This window comes from Psychrobacter sp. VH5, from assembly GCF_050572635.1.
GTDB classification, from domain to species: Bacteria; Pseudomonadota; Gammaproteobacteria; order Pseudomonadales; family Moraxellaceae; genus Psychrobacter; species Psychrobacter celer.
This window is the reverse complement of sequence record NZ_CP192145.1, coordinates 2,188,016-2,206,493: the sequence shown is the minus strand read 5'-3', so window position 1 is coordinate 2,206,493 and position 18,478 is coordinate 2,188,016. Positions and strand designations below refer to the sequence as shown.

Sequence of the window (18,478 nt, the reverse complement as noted above, 5' to 3'; positions counted from 1 at the left end):
AGCCTCTTGTTTTATATACGCCAAAAAAAAGACCTTGCAAGCAAGGTCTTTTTTTTGGCGTATACAATACCAGTTAAACAGTTATTTTAACTCGACGGTTGCGCCATTTTCGATATTGGCATATACCTCGAGCACATCCCAGTTGGTCAGACGCACACAGCCTGCTGATGCTTGACGGCTGATGCCTTCAGGCTTTGGCGAGCCATGTAGACCATATGATGGCTTAGACAGACCCATCCATACGACGCCGACTGGGTTGTTTGGGCCTGGTGGCAGCATGTGTACTTTTTTCTGCGAGCCTTTACCGACAGTCGCTTTGTACCAAGGCATCTTGACCTTATTGATGATTTTGAAGGTACCTTGTGGAGACGGGGTGGCGTCACTACCTACGGTAGTCGGATAAGTGGCTACAAGCTTGTCACCATTATAAGCATACAGTGTTTTGTCGGCTTTGTTGGCGACCACGCGGTTGATCCGTTGGTTGAGAGGGTCGCGGGTATTTAGGACAGTGATGGTCTCGCCTGCTTTGTAGGTTTTGTTTTTATTGAGTTTGTCCAAGTAGCGAATGTCCATATGAAAGCGCTCAGCCAGCATCTCTTTGATGTCTTGGTAGTATAGGCCCTTCATTTTCGACTTGGCTTCTGAGCCTGCAGGTGTAGTGGCAAAGTTGGTTTTGATGTCGTCATCAGTTAGTGTATAAGTCACCAGTACCGGCTTGTTGGCGGGGATGTTTTTGGTTAAGGCATTCCACGTTTTTTGATCCATCCTGCCGGTGGCGGGCAAGCCTTTCATGGTTTGAAAGTTGATCAATGCTTTTTTGCTGTTCATACCCCAGCCACCATCGATAGGACCAGGAGAGGCATGGTTCCAATCTAGCAGTGCCTGCATTTTTATCGTCATCGCTGAGTTGACTTTCATGTTCGGCGACCAAACGGCGTCGTTGACTTGTTTGGCATAGCTTGACAAGTTCAGCGTGGTATAGCGCTTACCGTTTTTGTCTTCGATGCTTTTGATGGTAGGGTCGTCGCTGAAGTCTTGGCGTTTTTCGTTGTCTGGTAGCTCAAAAGACAACGGGTCAGAGGAGTCGATAGCATCGATATTGCTGGGCGCAGCAACGGCTTGGCCTTCACTGATGTCATCTGTGCGCTCAGACTGCTCATCCTTTAAAGTCAGATCGGCGGCACTCATATTATCAGCCGTTTTTGCCTTGGGGGCGGTATCTGAGGCTTGTTTTGAGTCAATCAGCTGCGTCATGCTATCGCTTGAGGCGGATTTGTTTGGCTTGACGCTGGACGTCGCCTCAGCCGCACGCGGCTCAATCGCGTGACTCCGGTTTTCTTGCACATCAAGACTGACTTTTTGGGCAAGACTTGGTAGGGTCTCAGCCGTACGTACTGGCAATGTGCGCGCGGTCTCATCTGGCGCGGCAAGCGCGCTAACACTGGCGCTAATGATAGCGATTGAGATAGCGGTAATAAGTGGCTTTTTTTTCATCATATGACATTACTTGTGGTTGCTACTAATGGGGTTATTATGCGCATAATTGTGGCGCTTCGCAAACTTTTGATACATGTTTTTCTATCTTAAGACGTCTAAACGTCAACTGCTGACGTATTCACTACAGTTGGGCAATAATATAGTGAAAATGTGTAGACGGCCAAGTAAGCTGCTGAGGCAATCTGATACATAAAAGTAAATAGAAACAAAGATAAATGTGACAGTATAAATGCAAGTATTGGCGCAAGTTACGGTTTGCGTCTATAATGGTAAACGAGATTTTTATTTAGTAGATCGGCTTTTATTATCAGGCGATTTAATCCATCCGCATGCTATCCGTGAGCATGCAATCAGCAAGGTGCGATATGTCAGAAGAGCAAACAATGAGCGCAGAAGCGTTTCAAAATCAGTACTTCAATGAAGAGGGCGCGCAGGTCGCAGAAGGTGATATGGCGTATGATTTAGAGACCGGTCTGCTCGGTGAGCATGAGCAATTTGCCAATTTACATGCTGAGCTTGCAGAAGCACGTGAGCAGCTTGTGAGTATTCGTGATTTTATCCGTTTTTCGGTCACCCAGCTGCGCAATTATGATGTGGTCGTCGCTCAAGGCACCACGGATGAGTTTGCCGAAGCCTCTGCTATCGTCTTACATTCTTTGTCTTTGGACTGGTCGGCCAATGAGCAAATCCTCGATTGTCGCCTGACGTCTTCAGAAAAGCAGCTGGTGCTGAGCTTATTAGAAGAGCGTATCGCTGAGCGCAAACCGTTGAGCTACTTAATCAACTTATCGTACTTTTGTGATTTACCGTTTTATGTCGATGAGCGCGTGCTCATCCCGCGCTCGCCCATCGCCGAGCTGATTCGCCAGCAGTTTCATCCGTACTTTGAGGTCAATGAGCTGGCCAAACCGCTCGGCGTCGATGTCAATGAGCAAACCTCGGTATTTTATGACCATGGTTTGGACGTCAAACAGCTATCACAGCCTGAGCGTATCTTAGACCTATGTACAGGCTCTGGCTGTATTGCCATTGCGCTTGCGACCCGTTTTGTCGATGCGCTGGTTGATGCAGTCGATATCGATAAAGGGGCGCTAGAGGTGGCGATGGTCAACGTTGATCATCATGAGCTTGGTCATCAAATCAATGTCATTGAGTCAGATTTGTTTGCCAAGATACCTGCTGAAAACCAGTACGAGCTAATCGTCACCAACCCGCCGTACGTCGATGCTGCCATCATGGCTGATTTGCCGCCTGAGTTTTTATATGAGCCTGAGCATGCATTGGCAGCGGGTCAAGACGGTTTGGACTTGGTACATCGTATCTTATTTGAAGCGCCAGATTATTTGAGCCCTGAAGGCTTGCTTGTCTGCGAGGTGGGCGATAGTGAATGGGCGCTAAAACAAGCCTATCCTGATATCAGTTTTGACTGGCTAAAATTTGCTCGTGGTGGTCATGGAGTGTTTGCCATGACTTATGATGAGCTGGTGGCAAACCGCGAGCTGTTTGCCGCTTATGTGCAGTTATTGGATAGCGCGCAGTAGTCGTATGTAGGTGGTGCTGTTAGATGACAAATAAAAGCTGCGACCATGCGTCAACACCTCAATAGGATAGCGCAATAGATTTTACGGATTTAAGGACAGATATGGCAGGCAATAGTATTGGGCAGGTTTTTACCGTCACGACGTGCGGTGAGTCACATGGCGCTGGATTGATGGCCATTGTCGATGGCGTGCCACCTGGTTTGGCACTGTCGGCAGAGGATTTGCAGGTAGATCTGGATCGCCGCAAGCCAGGCACCTCTAAATACTCAACCCAGCGCCGTGAGGCCGATGAAGTCGAGATACTCTCAGGCGTCTTTGAAGGTAAGACCACAGGCACTTCGATCGGGCTGCTGATTCGAAATACCAATCAAAAATCCAAAGATTATAGCGATATCAAAGATACCTTTCGCCCGGGTCATGCCGACTATACATATAGCATAAAGTACGGCTTTCGCGATTATCGCGGTGGCGGTCGCTCGTCAGCGCGTGAGACGGCGATGCGGGTAGCGGCTGGTGCTATCGCCAAAAGATACCTGCAAGAGCGCTTGGGCGTGCAAATCCGTGGCCATGTAACGCAGATAGGCGATCAATATAGCAGCGTCACTGATACTAGCCAAATTGATTGGGACTTTGTCAATAGCAATCCGTTTTTTACGGCGGATAAAGACGCTATTGGTCGGTTTGAGGCTTTGATAGACAGTCTGCGCCGCGAAGGAAGCAGCTGCGGCGCGCGTCTAGAAGTGATCGCCAGTGGCGTGCCTGTGGGTCTGGGCGAGCCGGTATTTGACCGTCTGGATGCGGATATCGCTCACGCCATGATGAGTATCAATGCGGTCAAAGGGGTGGAGATTGGCGATGGTATGGCGGTAGCAGGGCAGTTCGGTCATCGCTCTCGTGATGAGCTGACGCCAGAGGGTTTTACGGCCAATCATGCTGGTGGTATTTTGGGCGGTATTTCATCAGGACAAGATATCCGCGTGAGCATCGCCCTCAAGCCAACTTCTAGTATCACCACGGCTGGCAAGAGCATCAATACCCAAGGCGAAGCTGTCGACATGCTGACCAAAGGTCGTCATGATCCTTGCGTTGGAGTACGTGCCACCCCGATCGCCGAGGCGATGCTAGCGATTGTGTTACTCGATCATTATCTGCGCCACCGTGGTCAAAACGCCGATGTCGAGCCGCCGGTCTCCTCAATTACGTAATATCGTGAGATAGTATCAGTTATCTAGCGTATCAGCCCTTTAGCGTCTTTAGTGTGCCATGACTAAAAATGCTAAAGGGCTTTTTTGTGAGTGGTCAATCAGTTACGCTGCCAGCGGATAGGTATCAATCGCCACGCACTGCTGATGCCGAAATATCAATAGTAGCTGCTGACTGGGTATGGCAAGCCAATGACCAAACGCGATACTATCTATCCCTTGGCCGGATAAAGTCTGAGCACAGCGCTGACGGCTTTGCCCCACTAAGTTTTTGACAATAGATGGATGCATTGATAACTGTGGCATGCGGTCTCTACTCCTAAGATAAGTGATGAATGTGTATAACGTCATCGTAAGACAAGCGAGTAGAAATCCTGTGCAGTTCTGATGAAAAATCGATGAATTGGTATAACGGGTGTGTTTTAAGCCAGCGGTAAGGTAATGCGTACGCTGACACCAGCGTTTGGACTTTTGTCATGTCTAGCAAAGGCTTGCTCTGTGCCGATATTACTGATCTTCACATGACCGCCATGGTGTTCGATTACTTGCTTGACTAAGGTGAGGCCCAGACCCGTGCCTTTTTTAAGCGCTGTATTAGCCTGATCAGGCGCAGTCTGATTGGTTTGATCGGGTGCTTGATAGGTTGAGGGATGGGTCTGCAGGCTTTGATGAGAGAGACTAAAATAGCGATCAAACGCTTTAGAGAGGGCGTATTCGGGCAGTGGTTTGCCATCATTAAAGATATCAATGGTCACGGTTTTGTCGCTACTATCGTGAGAGTGGCTATACACAGTAAGGGTGACCTCAGTGTTGGCAAAATAAATGGCATTATCTAACACGTTTTGTAGCGCTTGTACCAACCAAAACGGATCAGCAAAGACATGCGGGTTTGTCAACGCATTAGCCCGTATTGGAGCCTCGGCGATGACCAAGTCAGTCACACACTTATCCTCACTATAAATATTGATAGGTGGTAGGTTTTGCTGTTGTAGTTTGGCGCTGTTATTTTTTGTGAGGGTTTGCAATACTGGCAGTAGCGCTGTCAGTTGCCGATTGAGCTTAAAGGTAGGTTGCTCGACCTTGGCCAGTAGTAATAAACGATCAATCAGCTGCTGCATTTTGATGCTTTGTTCAGCGACCGAGTGGTTTAACATCTGCCGATCTTCTACATCTAGTTGCTCATCTTCTAATAGCTCGCTACTAGCACGAATGGCGGTTAGCGGGCTTTTGAGTTCGTGAGTCAAGGTATGGACATAGTCGGTGACATAGGCGCGGTTTTCTAACCGATGTTTCATAGACTCGATCGTATCTGTCAAGCTGTTGAGCTCATGACCGAAATAAAAATAGGGTTTTTTGGTGTCTTCAGCTAAGGCATTGGTGTAGTGCGTGACCAAAGTAATGCTCTGTTTGAGCCACCATGCCACCAGTCCTGCGAGGATAAGAGCGGCAATGCTCATCAGCAGCGCGGTAATGAGCATGCGATTGCGGGTATTATCAAGATACGGCAGCACACTATCGACCGGTTTGCCAACACTGACGACACCGATCACGGCACCTCTGCTATCGATGATAGGCTGCGCTACATACATAATAGAGCTACCACGAGTGCTATCGATATCTGCCGTGCTCCTCGCGCCGTAGCGCCCCTGCAGCGTAAGGTACACATCATTCCAGCGGCTATAGTCCTGACCTTCGGCATTGAGCGGGGTAGGCAAAGAGTCATATATGACCACGCCATTCGCGTCTGTTACATAAACGCGAGAGTTATTATTATTTGAGGATTCTTGGGTAGGCTCGAGGGTAGAGTTCGCGCCTGAAGTGTGCTTGAGCGTCGCATCAAGGGTGGCTTGATAAGTATCATCGTACAATTGCCCTGATGCCAATGGCAGCTGCAGCGTCGCAGCCAGCAGTTTACTGGTATCTAGCAACGTGTCTTCGATGACTTGTTGGGCGGTGGGTTTGACGTAGCCAAACAGCTGCGTGAAAGCGACCACACCGCAAATGCTTAGCACTAATGCGACTGCAAGCCAAATCCGAAAAAATATGCTCAAATTTAGCAGGCGTTTCGGACTGCGGGTTTGTTGCGCGGTTCCAATGGGGTGCAGTTTGGCATACCAATTGCTCTGATTAGCAGGTGTTTTGTCAAGGTGACGATGACTCTTATCAGGAGCGTTCATGTCTTTAGCACTTTAGTAATATCATAAATTGAGTATAGCGGATGAGCTAAGCTGGGCATAAGGCATATCCCAAACCGCGATGCGTGTAGATAACATCGCGGCTAGGATCGACGATCGCCAGCTGCTTACGGATGGATTTGATATGACTGTCTATCGTCCGCGCGAGGCGATGATCAGGATAGTCGCTTACCGCATTTAGCAGCTGCTCACGGCTAAAGACTTGGTTGGGCGCTTGTAATAAGGTTAATAAAATCTTACGCTCGGTATTACTCAGCTCCAGTTTTGTATCTTGCCACATCAAAGAGTAATTGAGCGGCTGGTAATGCCAGATGCCAGATTGACACTCAAAGCTTAAGGCTTGCCCTGATAGATGGTGAGCAGGAGTGCTGCTAGATGAAAGGGCAGATACATCCTGATTTGCGTTCTCAGCCGCCTCAGTAACAGCCGCCGTGGCCGCTGATTGCTCAAAGAGCAGCTGCTCACGACGCCAAATGGCTTTTAGGCGTGCGACCAGCTCACGAGGGCTAAAAGGCTTGGCGCAGTAGTCATCGCCGCCCATCTCTAGCCCCAAGATACGATCAACCTCATCGCTACGCGCGGTCAAAAACACCACAGGGATATCTTTTAATCGGCCTATATCAGGTGTATGGCGTATCTGTTGACAGAGACTGAGCCCATCACCATCGGGCAGCCCAACATCTAGAATAATAGCCGATAAATCTTGTGTCTCATTACTGTGTAGCATCGGTAATACACTACTGGCGTTATCGAGCCACGTCATCTGCCAGCCCTCACGCTTGCAAGTAACTTTGAGTGACATGGCAATCGCAGGATCATCTTCTACCAGTAAAATATGGGTCATAGTCTCTACATCATCTTATAATCTTAGTAAATTATCGTAGCACAAAACAGCAGACTGCTCTTGCTACTAGGAACCGAATGGTGTGAAAAATTAATGGAAAAGTAGGGCGCTAAATAGATAGTTTGTGAGGTAATCATTTTAATGCATTTAATAAAAAGGCCAGCTCAATGGATAAGCTGGCCTTGGTAATACAAACTAAGCGTGATTATCTATTAATAGACTAAATCTATTTAAGACCTTTGCAGTTGGCATAGTAGCTCACCGTAGCGGGCCAATCTGAAAAAATGCCTTGGACACCGACATCCTGCGCTAGTATATCAATATAATTCATCATATCACCATCATTGTTGATAGCATCTCCAAGACCGCTATAGTACCAATCGCCACCATCGGTTAATGGTCCTGAACGCTCTATCGACCAAGTAATGATTTTTAGACCATTGGCTTTGGCTTGTTTCGCGTATTCTGATGGTTGCATATTTCCCTTACCATCAGTAGTGACTAACAACCAAAGTGCTGGTGCAATGGTATTGATACCGCGTGCTTTGATATCAGCCAATGAGTGCTTCCATGTACTTGCGTCGTTTTTATCAAATGTCTTATTATTAGCGGTCTCATTGCTGTCATCAATAAGATAGACGGCATTGGCGCCATAAGCTGGCTCGTTTTTGATCCAGTAATCCAGATCTTCTATATTGAATGACTGGGCAAATACATCGCTTGCAGGCACGCCCGCTGCCTTATAAGTATCTATCAGCTGTTGGCGGTAATCGTTCAAACGATAGCCATTAAACGGCATGGTCACGGCTGGTGCTTTTAGCTCAGGCGTGTGCTTCATGCCTAGCTGGCGAGCCAATGCGATATGCTCTTTTAACGTCAATACCTGACCATTTTGTGAATACAAGTCCGTTCGCCAAGGTGCGGTTGCATTCATATACTCGCTAATACTGGTTGCTTTTTTATTGGCAGCATCCATCTTACCCGTCAAGGTTTTAAATTGAGCGGCACTGATATCTGAGGTGCGACATTCGATACTATCGGCATTGGTAAGTTTACCCTGAGCATCCAATACAGGCGGTACGGTACATTGCTTGGCCAGCGGCGTGGTTAGAATATTAGTCGTGGTGTGCAAATCGTTTTGGGCATGACGACAGACAAGCTCTCCATCATTGGTAAATGCAACATCACATTCCAAGATGCCAGCACCCATTTGTGCTGACGCCACGTAGCTATCATAAGTATGTTCAGGAAGCTGTAATGGCGCACCTCGATGCGCAATAGAGAAGTCTGTCTTACTTGGTAATTGCCCTTTGCATGCTTGGAGCTCTTCTTTTAATGGTCCTTCATCCATATCATTTATCAGGTAAAACGGACGCACTCCATAGGTATATGCGACAGGTGAGGAAGGCTGTGGCTGTGATTGCGGTTGCGCTATTGATGAAGATGCTTTTGATGTGAGTGTTGAGCGGCTATCAGTAGTGCAGCCTACTATCAATAATGAGCTGATAAGCGTTAAAGGTAAGGCAAGATTCATCTTGTTAACTTTAGCCAGCGTTTGCTTACTCAGCTCAAGCGCTGATTTATCAAAAATTGTCATGTAAAATGTTCCTGCAAAATTATAAAAAAATCCCATCAGTTATATTGGTAGGAATCAAAAAATAACGTTTGAGCGTTGGTTGCTACTTGTTGTTCGCTAAAAGAAGCTAAAGGTCGTGACATTCTTGTATGAGCTTATTTTTGTAAGAACTTAACATTAATGCAGATACAATTGTAGGAAAATGTACTAAAGAGTAGACAGTTGACAGTATATAAGCTTGATAGTATTGGGCTTATCGGTCGTAAAATTTTACGTGCCTTCTTATACTGTTCTCATTTTTGCTATTGTCCATTTAGTACATCACTATTGACCATATTCTCAAACTAACAGATGATATTGACCATATAATGACACATACATAATTTTGACAAAAAACATAGAAATGCTTAGGGCATATCTCACTACATTATTAAGGATAATTATGAGTAACTATTTAGACGCCGTCGTCGTTGAGCATAATCCCTCTCAAAAAAAGATAGATCGCGCGGTGATTTGGCTGCACGGTCTTGGCGCGAGCGGACATGATTTTGAGCCAGTCGTGCCGCAGCTCGGACTGGCTGACGACATGGCAGTACGGTTTATCTTTCCGCATGCGCCCAAGCGTCCTGTCACGGTCAATGGTGGGATGGTGATGCCGGCTTGGTATGATATCTTGGAGATGAGTCTTGAGCGCAAAGTTGATGTGACACAAATTGAGACATCCGCGCAGCAGATTCGCGATTTGATTGCCCGTGAAATTGAGCGCGGCGTCAAACCTGAACATATCGTTATCGCTGGGTTTTCGCAGGGCGGGGCGGTTGCTTATCATGTGGCGCTCAGTCATCCAGAGCGCTTGGCGGGTCTGATGACGCTCTCTACCTACTTAGCAACCAATGACAATATTGAGTATAGTGCTGCCAATAGAGACCTGCCGATTTTGATTGAGCATGGTACGCATGATCCAGTCGTACCCGTGATGCTCGGCGAGCAGGCGCAGCAGTTATTGACAAATAAAGGCTACAACGTTGAATACCATACTTACCCGATGGCACATCAAGTCTGTATGCCGCAGATTCAAAATATCGGTAGATGGTTAAATAAGGTTTTAGCTTAACTTTTTCTTATAAATATTGCCTTATAAATAGTCTCTTAGCTATTGAAATCAGGTGAGTTGACCCTATATAGTAAGTAGAGTAATTAAGACAGACAGATGGATAAGCTTTAAACGTAATAGCCAACCTGTAAATTAATGTAATAACTAACGGTTATAGGTTGAGTCAACGCTTAAGTTAGTCTAAAATACTCAGTCTTATTGGGGATGTTCTGGCTTCGACGCTGGTGATGAAACTCAATGATGCATGTCGAGAGTGTATGTCCTCTCGTTAATCAAACATATATTGTTATAGTCGCAAACGACGAAACTTACGCTCTAGCAGCTTAAACCCTGCTTACTGCGCTGCCGATTACCTATAGTTGGTTAGCCCAGTTGAAGCGTCCGCATATAGGTTCGCCACAAGTGATTGTCTCAATCGCTTGGGTTCAAAAGTAGAGAATCGTCCAATCCATCCTGACTGTCGGATCGGTGCGGATTAAAACTAAAGACAGAAACTAAACATGTAGATTCATGAGCGTAATGCTGGCGGACGCGGGTTCAACTCCCGCCATCTCCACCAAACATTGATAAAGGGCTGACCGTCATAGACCGTCAGCCCTTTATTTTGGGCGTTTTTTGGGTTTTGAGTATCATATAGGGGTATAGCGTCCTATATAGAATGTTGGTATTATTGTTGGTATTAGAGTTTATACACCTATTCAATACCAACAAAGGATAGTCCAATGCCCTTAACTCATACGGTCATCAATAAGCTACAACCTAGCGCAAAGGCTATCGAGAGCAAGCGACCTGACAAGCATAGTGACGGTAACGGGCTGCAATTATGGGTTAGATATACGGGCGTGAAGTCATGGATTAGCGCCTATCGTTGGCAAGGTAAGCAGCAAACCCTCACTATTGGCACTTATCCAGTCATGAGCCTACAAGATGCAAGGCAACGCAATATTGAGATAAAACGCTTAATAGCCGATGGTGTGAACCCAAAAGACCATAAGAAAGAGCAGCAAGCCAGTCAAAATGGTTTAAATGTTTTCGATAACATAGCCCAGTCATGGTATAGCGAGCGCAAGACCTACCTAGCAGAAAGCACCTTTTCCCGTAACTATTCCGCCTATATGCGCGATGTAAAGCCCTCTATTGGTCATAAGAGCATCAACGACATAACCGCGCCTGACATACTGGCTATTGGCAAAGCAGTAGAGAGCCGCGGCGCTAACGAAATGGCAAGGCGTACCATTAGAGAAGTAGGGCAGATATTCAAACACGCCATACGCAATGGACTAGCCACACACAACCCAGCCACCGACCTAGCCGAAGCGATCAAACCACACAAAACGACCAATCACCACCGTATCACTAGCCAGCAACTACCTAAGCTACTAAAAGACATTGATGCTTATGGTGGTGATGTACTGGTGAAGCTGGGCTTATGGTTTTTATGCTATACGTTTGTACGTACCAATGAGATCCGCTTCATGGAATGGCAAGATATAGATTTTAAGCGCGGCTTATGGACGATACCAGCTGACAAGATGAAAGCAGGGCGCTTGCATATCGTGCCATTAGCACCGCAAGCACTAGCAATATTAGAGCAGATCAAAGAGCTAGGTTTTTCGGATCAGTACGTTTTCTTTAATACCTCAACCCGCAAGCCATACAGTCAAAACGCATTTATTAATGCCTTATGGAATATGGGCTATAAAGGTGAGATGACGGGGCACGGCTTTAGGGGGTTAGCCAGTACCACGCTACACGAACAAGAATACATGCACGAAGCTATAGAGCTGCAATTGGCACACGATAGAGAAAACAAGATAAGTGCAGCCTATAACGGGGCGCAGCACCTAAAGTATAGAACCGACATGATGCACCAATGGGCAAACTTCATTGATGATGCTTACGCTGGCAAGTTGGATAACGTGATCCGTGCAGACTTCAAACAACAAAAACAAAAGCTAGGCTAAGGCTTAGCACCAACTATGCAAGGCTAGGACTAATTACCCGAACGACAGCTATTTACACACCCTTATGCTGTCACTGCCTTGCACCTATTTTGATTGAAGGGTGTAGGGGTGTAAAAATGATAATGTGGGATAAGTCTGAACATGAATATATTAAAGTTTACGATTTTATTGATTTTTCGGAAGAACTGTTAGGAGTAACTAGAGATGAGGGTGAAGCGCAGGTTATAAGTTGGTTAGAGAATTCAGAAATAACAGTGAGACTTTATATTAATTTCAAAGGCTATACTTTAATTGATCAAGCCGAAAATACACCTTACCAGATTTATACTCAGTGCAACTATATTCACGCATGGATTAAATTGTTAGGCTTTTCAAGAAGTCGTTTGCTGCGTCGATTAAAGGATAAGACATCTGACTTAAATTTAGACTATGTGAATACTGGCAGGGGGTTTCTAGATAAGATTATGACATCAAAACATATAGCTACCAAATATCTTCCACAAGAGCTTGAACCAATAGATCCAATAGAATTAAAAGAGAAACAAAAAGTTGTACTGGGTTCGAGCAAACCATTCTCAAATGACTTTAGTATGATATTAGATACAACAGCTAAAACAGAGCTTAAGGATCTGTACTTTAAAAAAGATGAGTTATTAAAAATGTTTTCTCCGTCGGATCTAGAAGAAAATAGAGATCAACAAATTATTAGATTATCAGGTGAAAACAGATTTTTAAAAGATAAACTAGAAAGTAAAGATAAGCGAATTGCTAGTCTAGAAAGCCAGCTAGTACAAACAAAAAATGAACCATCAGATAAGCCAGCCGATGACCTAAAAGACGTACCACACCAATCATACAGAACTGTAGATAGAGTAATGTATGCAATGGCTAAACTTACTAACTTGGATAATACAGAACCATATAGCCAAAATAACCCGTCATTGAACGCTAGTATTACTACCCTATTGCAAAATGATGGGTTGACGCTTGAGTACCAAGCAGTAGGTAAATGGCTGTCACGTATTAACGATATAAAACCACTAAAGTAATCTATTATAGATAACTTACTATTTACAATTTAGAAAAAAGACAAGGAGTGTTTGATGGGTAAGCTAATTGTAATTACCTTGGGATTTAGTCTTGCTATGTTGTCTCATGCCCAACGTTATGACGTTTACGTTCATGATCAATCATGGCAACAGCACAACGATGCACCATTAAAGGCAAATAATGCAGTAATTGACACTAGCGATTGGAGTAAGAGCTTTAAAGAAGGTCAAGATATAAGGAAAGCATGGGACGCTCGAAAAGCTAGAAAACAGCATGAGAAAGCAATGCAGGAAATGAGCAGTCTTAATTTGAATGATAACAATGCTGTTATGGAATTTGCTAAGAAATATCCTGATAGTATTGATAGTTTAAAAAGTATGCTGCAACTGCATAAACAGCTCAATGATTAAAACTTAATATCTAATAATAGCAACCGTCTTAAAAGGCGGTTTTTTTATGAATGTAGATAGTAAGTAATCTATTATAGATAACTTGCTATCTACTATAGAACCTCCGTGAAGTATCAACACATACCATAGAACCATGTTGAAAGCCGTAGCACACCGCTACAGCTGACATGGAGATATGAACATGACACACCCAAACCAAAACACGCCAGTAATTCCTTTTACTGATAACACCTCGAACGACACCGAACCAACCAACGCAAACAGTCCAGCTATGCAACTGCCTACTACAGGCATGGGCAGAGCTAAGGATATTTTGCCGTTCCTACCTTTCAGCAAAACCACCTTGTTTGAATGGTCAAAAGATGGACGTTTCCCAGCTGGCAGAAAACTAAGCCCCACCATGACAGCATGGAGCTATGCAGAGATCCACGAATGGCTGAACTCTCACACCTCAACCACTAGCGAGGTGTAAACCATGAACACACGGCAAACAAAGCAGACCTATGGCCAAATCATCATGGCGCACCTACTCGCAGGCAAGACCATCACCAACATGCAAGCCTATGATGAATATGGCATGACTTGCTTAGCACAGAGGATCAGTGAGCTACGCGCCAGCGGCGTGAGTATTGATGATGAGATGGTCACACAGAATGGCAAACGGTTTAAGCGTTATTGGATAGACCAGCCAGCACAGCAAACAGTAGAGGGGGCTTAATTATGCTTACTATCTCAAACAGCACCATAGGCATGAAAGATGGGCTTTACTCACTCAACGACCTACATAGAGCCAGTGGCAGTAATAAAAAACATAAGCCAGCAAACTTTATGCGATTAGAGAATACAAAGTCTTTGATTAGTGAAATAGAGCGATGCTCAGATATGAGCAACGGAGCAAAATCAATAGCTTACAACACCGTTCAAGGTGGTAACTCGCAACAAGGCACGTTTGTATGCCGTGAGCTTGTCTATAGTTATGCCATGTGGATCAGTCCACGCTTTCAGTTATTGGTCATACGGGCTTTTGATGCAATCGCAAACCAGCAGACAGCACTTAGCCAGCGGCTTAATGATCTATGCCATGACCTCAAAATTGTTGATGATGGGCTTACCAGTGCAGGTCGTTTTCTTTGTGTTGGTGGCAAGCAGATCAAGCCACAACTAAAACAGCAAATTGATAGCACGCTTAAACAGATGCAGCCTAGCCTTAATTTTGTAGGAGATACTGACAGTGAAAAATAATATCAGCGTATCAAGCGATCAGTTAGAGCATATCAATGAACGCCTAGTGTTATTAACGCTCGATACTGAGCATTTATTAATGGCGCTGCAAGCGGTACAAGTTGATTGCGCGGTATCAAAGGGCGTTATTAATGCGGTCATCATGGCACTATCAGGCAATGCCGCTATCAGTGAGGACTTAAGCGACCAGTTAGACAGCCTACTGTCAGCACCACAGGAGGTAACGCGCTATGTGTGATAATCATACCAAAACCAATCTAAAAGCCCGTGACGGGGCACACAATCGCAATGAGCCACATAAACGAGGCTTACTACTGAGATTTATCATCTTTATGGCATGGGTGATAGGTATTGGCTTGCTACTCTCATTGGTAGCTTGCCAGCAAGTACAGCCAAAACCGATTGCAAGTGATGATAGCAGCGGTTACTATATAGACCTCTCAAGAAAACACGCAAGCGGTAAGCCAGACCGTTATTCATTGGCTTTTTTTGTGCCTGATAATAGCGCAGCCTCTCAAGCTGTCCCTATCCATTCAAGCATAGCCCCACAAGCGCACACATGCGCCACAAGGGGGCAAACCATCATATCTAAGGTGAACACCTCACCGACCGACTATGACGGGTTGACGCTGCAAAATAAAACAGCCGAAAGGCGAATATGCGGGGCGGTTGCTTGCGTGACCGAGAGTAAGACCCGTCACCCTATACTTTCATCGTATAGCGTGGCACATACTCAAAAAACAACGCAAGGAGGGCATCATAATGCCTAATTCAATCCGTACGACCTCAAACACCCAAACCACTACCAACCACACACCAGCCACATTCAAGGCAGGTGATAGCGTTCTATGCCCATCTGTGGGCAGTGGTACTTATCAGCTATTCAATGATAAAGAGTATGATTGTTTGGGCTTTACCGCCAACGGCAAAACATACCATTACCGCAATGACGGCAAGGTAAGCCGCAATGATGCCGCCCCGTCATTATTCCACGACACCAAAGCCAACCGCCAAGCAATAGCCACGCTATACAATGGCAGCCAAACCAGCCAGCGTAAAGTTATCGACACCACCGAGGCAGACGATAAAGAAGCGGTTTTAATATCAGCTTTTGATTTATCAGGTATTGTCTGTGACATTGAAGGTGCTGCTACTGTCATAAGCGATATTGGCAAACTCTTAGCCCTCATTCATTACGAAAAAATAGACACTAACACCGCTATATCAATGGCGCGATTAACGCACGATACCACGGTAACGTGGGACGACTTATTACAAAGACAAGCAAGCGCAATCAAAGAAACCCTAGCAATGACCCGTTACGGCAGGGAGGGCAGCCAATGAAACGCTACCCACCAAAGCAAAGCCGTAAGTATGCCAAGCGCAAAAGCTACTACAAGAAGTACAGAGCCACGCGCCAGCCTAAACAGTCGCAGGCAAGGGGGAACAGATGACCACCACACCAACAAACAGCCATGAAAAAGCCCGCGCATTGAGCGCAGGCTTAGACATGATAGGTCGTTTTAATGCAGCCACACGGCAAGGGCTGGCAGATGACAATATATTGCTTAATCTTTATAACCTATGTGAGCAGTTAGGCATACAAGACAGGCTATTGCACCTTGATAGCGATATTACCATAACCACGGGCTTTGATACAGGTAAGAGAGAGCTGACAGAGAACACGATAGGGCTAGTATTAAACAACAATCAAGATCAACCCGTCACGCTTGCCAGTGTCACACCTAACAGCACTCAAAAGCCGATTATCATTGACCGTATGCAGCCGTCAGCTTTCATCGTTGGTACGTTAGACAGTGGTAATGAGATTATAGCGGTTGATGACCCATTAGAGGACGTTGTAAAGCTGGCTTACTACCTCATAGCTGATAACGTCACGCTACTGGTGAGCCTTGATAAGCTGCTATTTAATGGCATGGTCAGCCATTTTGCCGAAGCCTATCCCGTGACTATCTTTACCACCTTAGACGAGAAAGACAAAGCGTGTCAGCCGTTCAAAGGTGCAAACGTCAAAGGGGTTATTACTGGCGCTAGAACTCTCTTAGAGCATTTAGAATATGGTGAGCTTAGCTATAGAGAGATATTAACCCTTGATGATACAACCATACTCGATCTACAAGCTGAGATATGGGGCGAGCCTGAACCCTTAGCCAATGATCCAAGCAAGCCGACACCATACCCTATTAACGCATTCACAGGACTGCTAAGACGGGTTATTGAGTTAGTGGCATATTATGCACAAGTACCGCTTGCTATGGCAGGGCAATGCGTTTTAGGGGCACTGGCACACATGGGGCAACGCTTCATTGATGCACCGATGGGGCACGGTCACATGCCCGCCAGCCTTATTCTAATCACAGAGGGCGAAAGCGGTAGCGGCAAAACGCAAGCGATGGGCTTAACTCACTTTAAGATCAAAGAGTATGAACGCCAGCAATACGGCAACTACCTAGACGATATAGCAGCATGGGACAGTGAAAAGGCAGGGTTAAAGAGTAAAGAATTAGCCCAATTCTTAGAGGATAACCCAAAACCGCAAAACCCTAAGAACTTGTTTGATGATGCAACCATAGAGCCGATACTCGATAGGTTTATCAGTGGTGAGATGAATAACGCATCATGGACAACAGACGAGGCAGGGCAGTTTTTTAACGGTCACACCATGACAGGTGATACCGCTGGCAGCGCCTTATCTGCCATTACCAAGCTATATAGCGATGGTGAAGTGTCCCGTTTACGCTCGCAAAAGTCTGCCTATGCCACACCGCAAACCGATGCCCACAACGTACGCATGACGCTACTGCTACAAGGTCAACGGGTAGTATTAGAGCAAGCATTAACTGATCCTTTGATGAATGGGCAAGGCTTTTTAGCCCGTGCCTTGATTGCTTGCCCTGAGGACTTGCGCGGTCATCGAGTATGGGACGATGAAAAGCGCAGGAATGACAGCCCGTATGATAATCCTGATTTAATCGCCTACTGGTCACGCTGTCAGAGCTTACTTGACCCATTGCCAGCCCATCTACCAAACGACAGCACAGGCACACCACAGCGCATAAAAATGCAATGGGCAGAGGGTGCAGAGCAGACCTTTTATAAGCACATGCAGGCGATAGAGAACCGCCAAGCACAGGGGCAGGCATTAGAGTATCTAAAAGCGTATGCTTCACGTATGGCAGAGAATGCCAGCCGTATAGCGTCATTAATGGCATTCTTTGAGGGGCGCAAGGTGATAACCACTGATGATATTGCCCGCGCTTTTATGCTTGTAGAATACTCAACCAGCGAGCGCCTACGCTACCTTGATGCCACCCCCACAGGTGAGCAGAACGACAGTGAGAAGCTAAGCAGCTGGCTGGTGGATAAGGCGAGGGGCAAGAAGCCGCCTACTTTGAATAAGTCGTTTGTATCACAGAATGCACCTAATGCCCTAAGAGGTAAGAAACTTAATAGCTTACTTGATGATTTAGAAAGTATGGGGCACGTTCGCTTAGAAAGTGAGGGGCGCAGGCGTTTAGTGTGTATTAATCCGAAGCTAATTACTGATGAATAGCTAACCTTAGCTATAACTTAGCTACCCTAAAAAGCTGCTAAACTTGCTAAACTTCATCTAGCCCTTGGCCGTCAAGGGCTTAACTTTAGGTAGTGCGCTGCTAAGCATTGCTAAACTTGCTAAACTTTAGCTAAGAATGGCTAACTTTAGCGGAACTTTAGCAACTTTAGCAGAACCTTAGCAGGTGCAATCTAAGCTACAGGCTATAGCTGATAAGGCTTAGCGGAACTTTAGCAACTTTAGCGACTTTTTACAGGTATAAAACTATA

At 45.7% G+C, this 18,478-nt stretch carries 18 protein-coding genes and 1 other RNA gene; 14 read left to right on the top strand and 5 right to left on the bottom strand.

Features of this window, described 5'->3' with window-relative positions:
* Nucleotides 1-81: 81 nt before the first annotated feature.
* The gene (locus ACNFVB_RS09260; RefSeq protein WP_430737298.1) at nt 82-1,497 is read right to left on the bottom strand and encodes a L,D-transpeptidase family protein; all 1,416 of its coding nucleotides are present in this window, start codon (nt 1,495-1,497) and stop codon (nt 82-84) included.
* 365 nt (nt 1,498-1,862) lie between these two features.
* On the opposite strand from ACNFVB_RS09260, the gene prmB reads away from it, so the two are divergent.
* Nucleotides 1,863-3,038, top strand: a complete 1,176-nt coding sequence (prmB, locus tag ACNFVB_RS09255; protein ID WP_430737297.1) for a 50S ribosomal protein L3 N(5)-glutamine methyltransferase — start codon at nt 1,863-1,865, stop codon at nt 3,036-3,038.
* Between the two features lie 101 nt (nt 3,039-3,139).
* Nucleotides 3,140-4,243 (top strand): chorismate synthase, encoded by a 1,104-nt coding sequence (aroC, locus tag ACNFVB_RS09250; RefSeq protein WP_430737296.1) that lies wholly within the window; start codon nt 3,140-3,142, stop codon nt 4,241-4,243.
* Between the two features lie 102 nt (nt 4,244-4,345).
* Here aroC and ACNFVB_RS09245 read toward each other — a convergent pair whose 3' ends face one another.
* From ACNFVB_RS09245 to ACNFVB_RS09230, 4 genes are all read right to left on the bottom strand, one after another.
* Nucleotides 4,346-4,546 (bottom strand): hypothetical protein, encoded by a 201-nt coding sequence (locus tag ACNFVB_RS09245; RefSeq protein ID WP_430737295.1) that lies wholly within the window; start codon nt 4,544-4,546, stop codon nt 4,346-4,348.
* 116 nt (nt 4,547-4,662) lie between these two features.
* Nucleotides 4,663-6,417 (bottom strand): two-component system sensor histidine kinase CreC, encoded by a 1,755-nt coding sequence (creC, locus tag ACNFVB_RS09240; RefSeq protein WP_430737294.1) that lies wholly within the window; start codon nt 6,415-6,417, stop codon nt 4,663-4,665.
* A gap of 46 nt (nt 6,418-6,463) precedes the next feature.
* Nucleotides 6,464-7,279 carry a response regulator gene (locus ACNFVB_RS09235; RefSeq protein ID WP_430737293.1) on the bottom strand — a complete coding sequence of 272 codons (816 nt, stop codon included), beginning with the start codon at nt 7,277-7,279 and terminating at the stop codon, nt 6,464-6,466.
* A 226-nt stretch (nt 7,280-7,505) separates the two neighbouring features.
* On the bottom strand, nt 7,506-8,876 hold the full coding sequence (locus ACNFVB_RS09230) for a glycerophosphodiester phosphodiesterase family protein (protein WP_288996749.1): 1,371 nt from the start codon (nt 8,874-8,876) through the stop codon (nt 7,506-7,508).
* Between the two features lie 421 nt (nt 8,877-9,297).
* On the opposite strand from ACNFVB_RS09230, the gene ACNFVB_RS09225 reads away from it, so the two are divergent.
* The 12 genes from ACNFVB_RS09225 to ACNFVB_RS09170 all read left to right on the top strand — a co-directional run bounded on the left by ACNFVB_RS09225 (nt 9,298) and on the right by ACNFVB_RS09170 (nt 18,209).
* Nucleotides 9,298-9,969 (top strand): alpha/beta hydrolase, encoded by a 672-nt coding sequence (locus tag ACNFVB_RS09225; RefSeq protein WP_430737292.1) that lies wholly within the window; start codon nt 9,298-9,300, stop codon nt 9,967-9,969.
* A 200-nt stretch (nt 9,970-10,169) separates the two neighbouring features.
* Nucleotides 10,170-10,528: a transfer-messenger RNA gene (ssrA, locus tag ACNFVB_RS09220) on the top strand.
* A 163-nt stretch (nt 10,529-10,691) separates the two neighbouring features.
* Complete coding sequence (locus tag ACNFVB_RS09215) at nt 10,692-11,933, top strand: tyrosine-type recombinase/integrase (protein WP_430737291.1); 1,242 nt, start codon at nt 10,692-10,694, stop codon at nt 11,931-11,933.
* Between the two features lie 116 nt (nt 11,934-12,049).
* Entirely contained in the window at nt 12,050-12,982 is a 933-nt protein-coding gene (locus tag ACNFVB_RS09210; RefSeq protein WP_430737290.1) for a hypothetical protein, read from the top strand.
* 54 nt (nt 12,983-13,036) lie between these two features.
* Nucleotides 13,037-13,393, top strand: coding sequence for a hypothetical protein (locus ACNFVB_RS09205; RefSeq protein WP_430737289.1), 357 nt, complete (start codon nt 13,037-13,039; stop codon nt 13,391-13,393).
* A gap of 181 nt (nt 13,394-13,574) precedes the next feature.
* Nucleotides 13,575-13,865 (top strand): helix-turn-helix transcriptional regulator, encoded by a 291-nt coding sequence (locus ACNFVB_RS09200; RefSeq protein ID WP_430737288.1) that lies wholly within the window; start codon nt 13,575-13,577, stop codon nt 13,863-13,865.
* Nucleotides 13,866-13,868: 3 nt separating this feature from the next.
* Nucleotides 13,869-14,111, top strand: coding sequence for a helix-turn-helix domain-containing protein (locus tag ACNFVB_RS09195; protein WP_430737287.1), 243 nt, complete (start codon nt 13,869-13,871; stop codon nt 14,109-14,111).
* A gap of 2 nt (nt 14,112-14,113) precedes the next feature.
* Entirely contained in the window at nt 14,114-14,635 is a 522-nt protein-coding gene (locus ACNFVB_RS09190) for a KilA-N domain-containing protein (RefSeq protein ID WP_430737286.1), read from the top strand.
* Complete coding sequence (locus ACNFVB_RS09185; RefSeq protein ID WP_430737285.1) at nt 14,625-14,873, top strand: hypothetical protein; 249 nt, start codon at nt 14,625-14,627, stop codon at nt 14,871-14,873. Before ACNFVB_RS09190 ends, ACNFVB_RS09185 begins: the two co-directional genes overlap by 11 nt.
* Nucleotides 14,866-15,405, top strand: coding sequence for a hypothetical protein (locus ACNFVB_RS09180; protein ID WP_430737284.1), 540 nt, complete (start codon nt 14,866-14,868; stop codon nt 15,403-15,405). Before ACNFVB_RS09185 ends, ACNFVB_RS09180 begins: the two co-directional genes overlap by 8 nt.
* Complete coding sequence (locus ACNFVB_RS09175; RefSeq protein ID WP_430737283.1) at nt 15,398-15,979, top strand: hypothetical protein; 582 nt, start codon at nt 15,398-15,400, stop codon at nt 15,977-15,979. Before ACNFVB_RS09180 ends, ACNFVB_RS09175 begins: the two co-directional genes overlap by 8 nt.
* A gap of 106 nt (nt 15,980-16,085) precedes the next feature.
* Entirely contained in the window at nt 16,086-18,209 is a 2,124-nt protein-coding gene (locus ACNFVB_RS09170) for a DUF3987 domain-containing protein (RefSeq protein ID WP_430737282.1), read from the top strand.
* Nucleotides 18,210-18,478 lie beyond the last annotated feature (269 nt).

What these genes read in the sequence shown, in the direction of transcription:
- ACNFVB_RS09170 (WP_430737282.1), top strand. Translation starts at nt 16,086, where the DNA reads ATGACCACCACACCAACAAACAGCCATGAAAAAGCCCGCGCATTGAGC.
- ACNFVB_RS09260 (WP_430737298.1), bottom strand. Translation starts at nt 1,497, where the DNA reads ATGATGAAAAAAAAGCCACTTATTACCGCTATCTCAATCGCTATCATT.
- prmB (WP_430737297.1), top strand. Translation starts at nt 1,863, where the DNA reads ATGTCAGAAGAGCAAACAATGAGCGCAGAAGCGTTTCAAAATCAGTAC.
- ACNFVB_RS09225 (WP_430737292.1), top strand. Translation starts at nt 9,298, where the DNA reads ATGAGTAACTATTTAGACGCCGTCGTCGTTGAGCATAATCCCTCTCAA.
- ACNFVB_RS09195 (WP_430737287.1), top strand. Translation starts at nt 13,869, where the DNA reads ATGAACACACGGCAAACAAAGCAGACCTATGGCCAAATCATCATGGCG.
- ACNFVB_RS09215 (WP_430737291.1), top strand. Translation starts at nt 10,692, where the DNA reads ATGCCCTTAACTCATACGGTCATCAATAAGCTACAACCTAGCGCAAAG.
- creC (WP_430737294.1), bottom strand. Translation starts at nt 6,417, where the DNA reads ATGAACGCTCCTGATAAGAGTCATCGTCACCTTGACAAAACACCTGCT.
- ACNFVB_RS09205 (WP_430737289.1), top strand. Translation starts at nt 13,037, where the DNA reads ATGGGTAAGCTAATTGTAATTACCTTGGGATTTAGTCTTGCTATGTTG.
- ACNFVB_RS09230 (WP_288996749.1), bottom strand. Translation starts at nt 8,876, where the DNA reads ATGACAATTTTTGATAAATCAGCGCTTGAGCTGAGTAAGCAAACGCTG.
- ACNFVB_RS09235 (WP_430737293.1), bottom strand. Translation starts at nt 7,279, where the DNA reads ATGACCCATATTTTACTGGTAGAAGATGATCCTGCGATTGCCATGTCA.
- aroC (WP_430737296.1), top strand. Translation starts at nt 3,140, where the DNA reads ATGGCAGGCAATAGTATTGGGCAGGTTTTTACCGTCACGACGTGCGGT.
- ACNFVB_RS09210 (WP_430737290.1), top strand. Translation starts at nt 12,050, where the DNA reads ATGATAATGTGGGATAAGTCTGAACATGAATATATTAAAGTTTACGAT.
- ACNFVB_RS09245 (WP_430737295.1), bottom strand. Translation starts at nt 4,546, where the DNA reads ATGCCACAGTTATCAATGCATCCATCTATTGTCAAAAACTTAGTGGGG.
- ACNFVB_RS09180 (WP_430737284.1), top strand. Translation starts at nt 14,866, where the DNA reads ATGTGTGATAATCATACCAAAACCAATCTAAAAGCCCGTGACGGGGCA.
- ACNFVB_RS09190 (WP_430737286.1), top strand. Translation starts at nt 14,114, where the DNA reads ATGCTTACTATCTCAAACAGCACCATAGGCATGAAAGATGGGCTTTAC.
- ACNFVB_RS09175 (WP_430737283.1), top strand. Translation starts at nt 15,398, where the DNA reads ATGCCTAATTCAATCCGTACGACCTCAAACACCCAAACCACTACCAAC.
- ACNFVB_RS09200 (WP_430737288.1), top strand. Translation starts at nt 13,575, where the DNA reads ATGACACACCCAAACCAAAACACGCCAGTAATTCCTTTTACTGATAAC.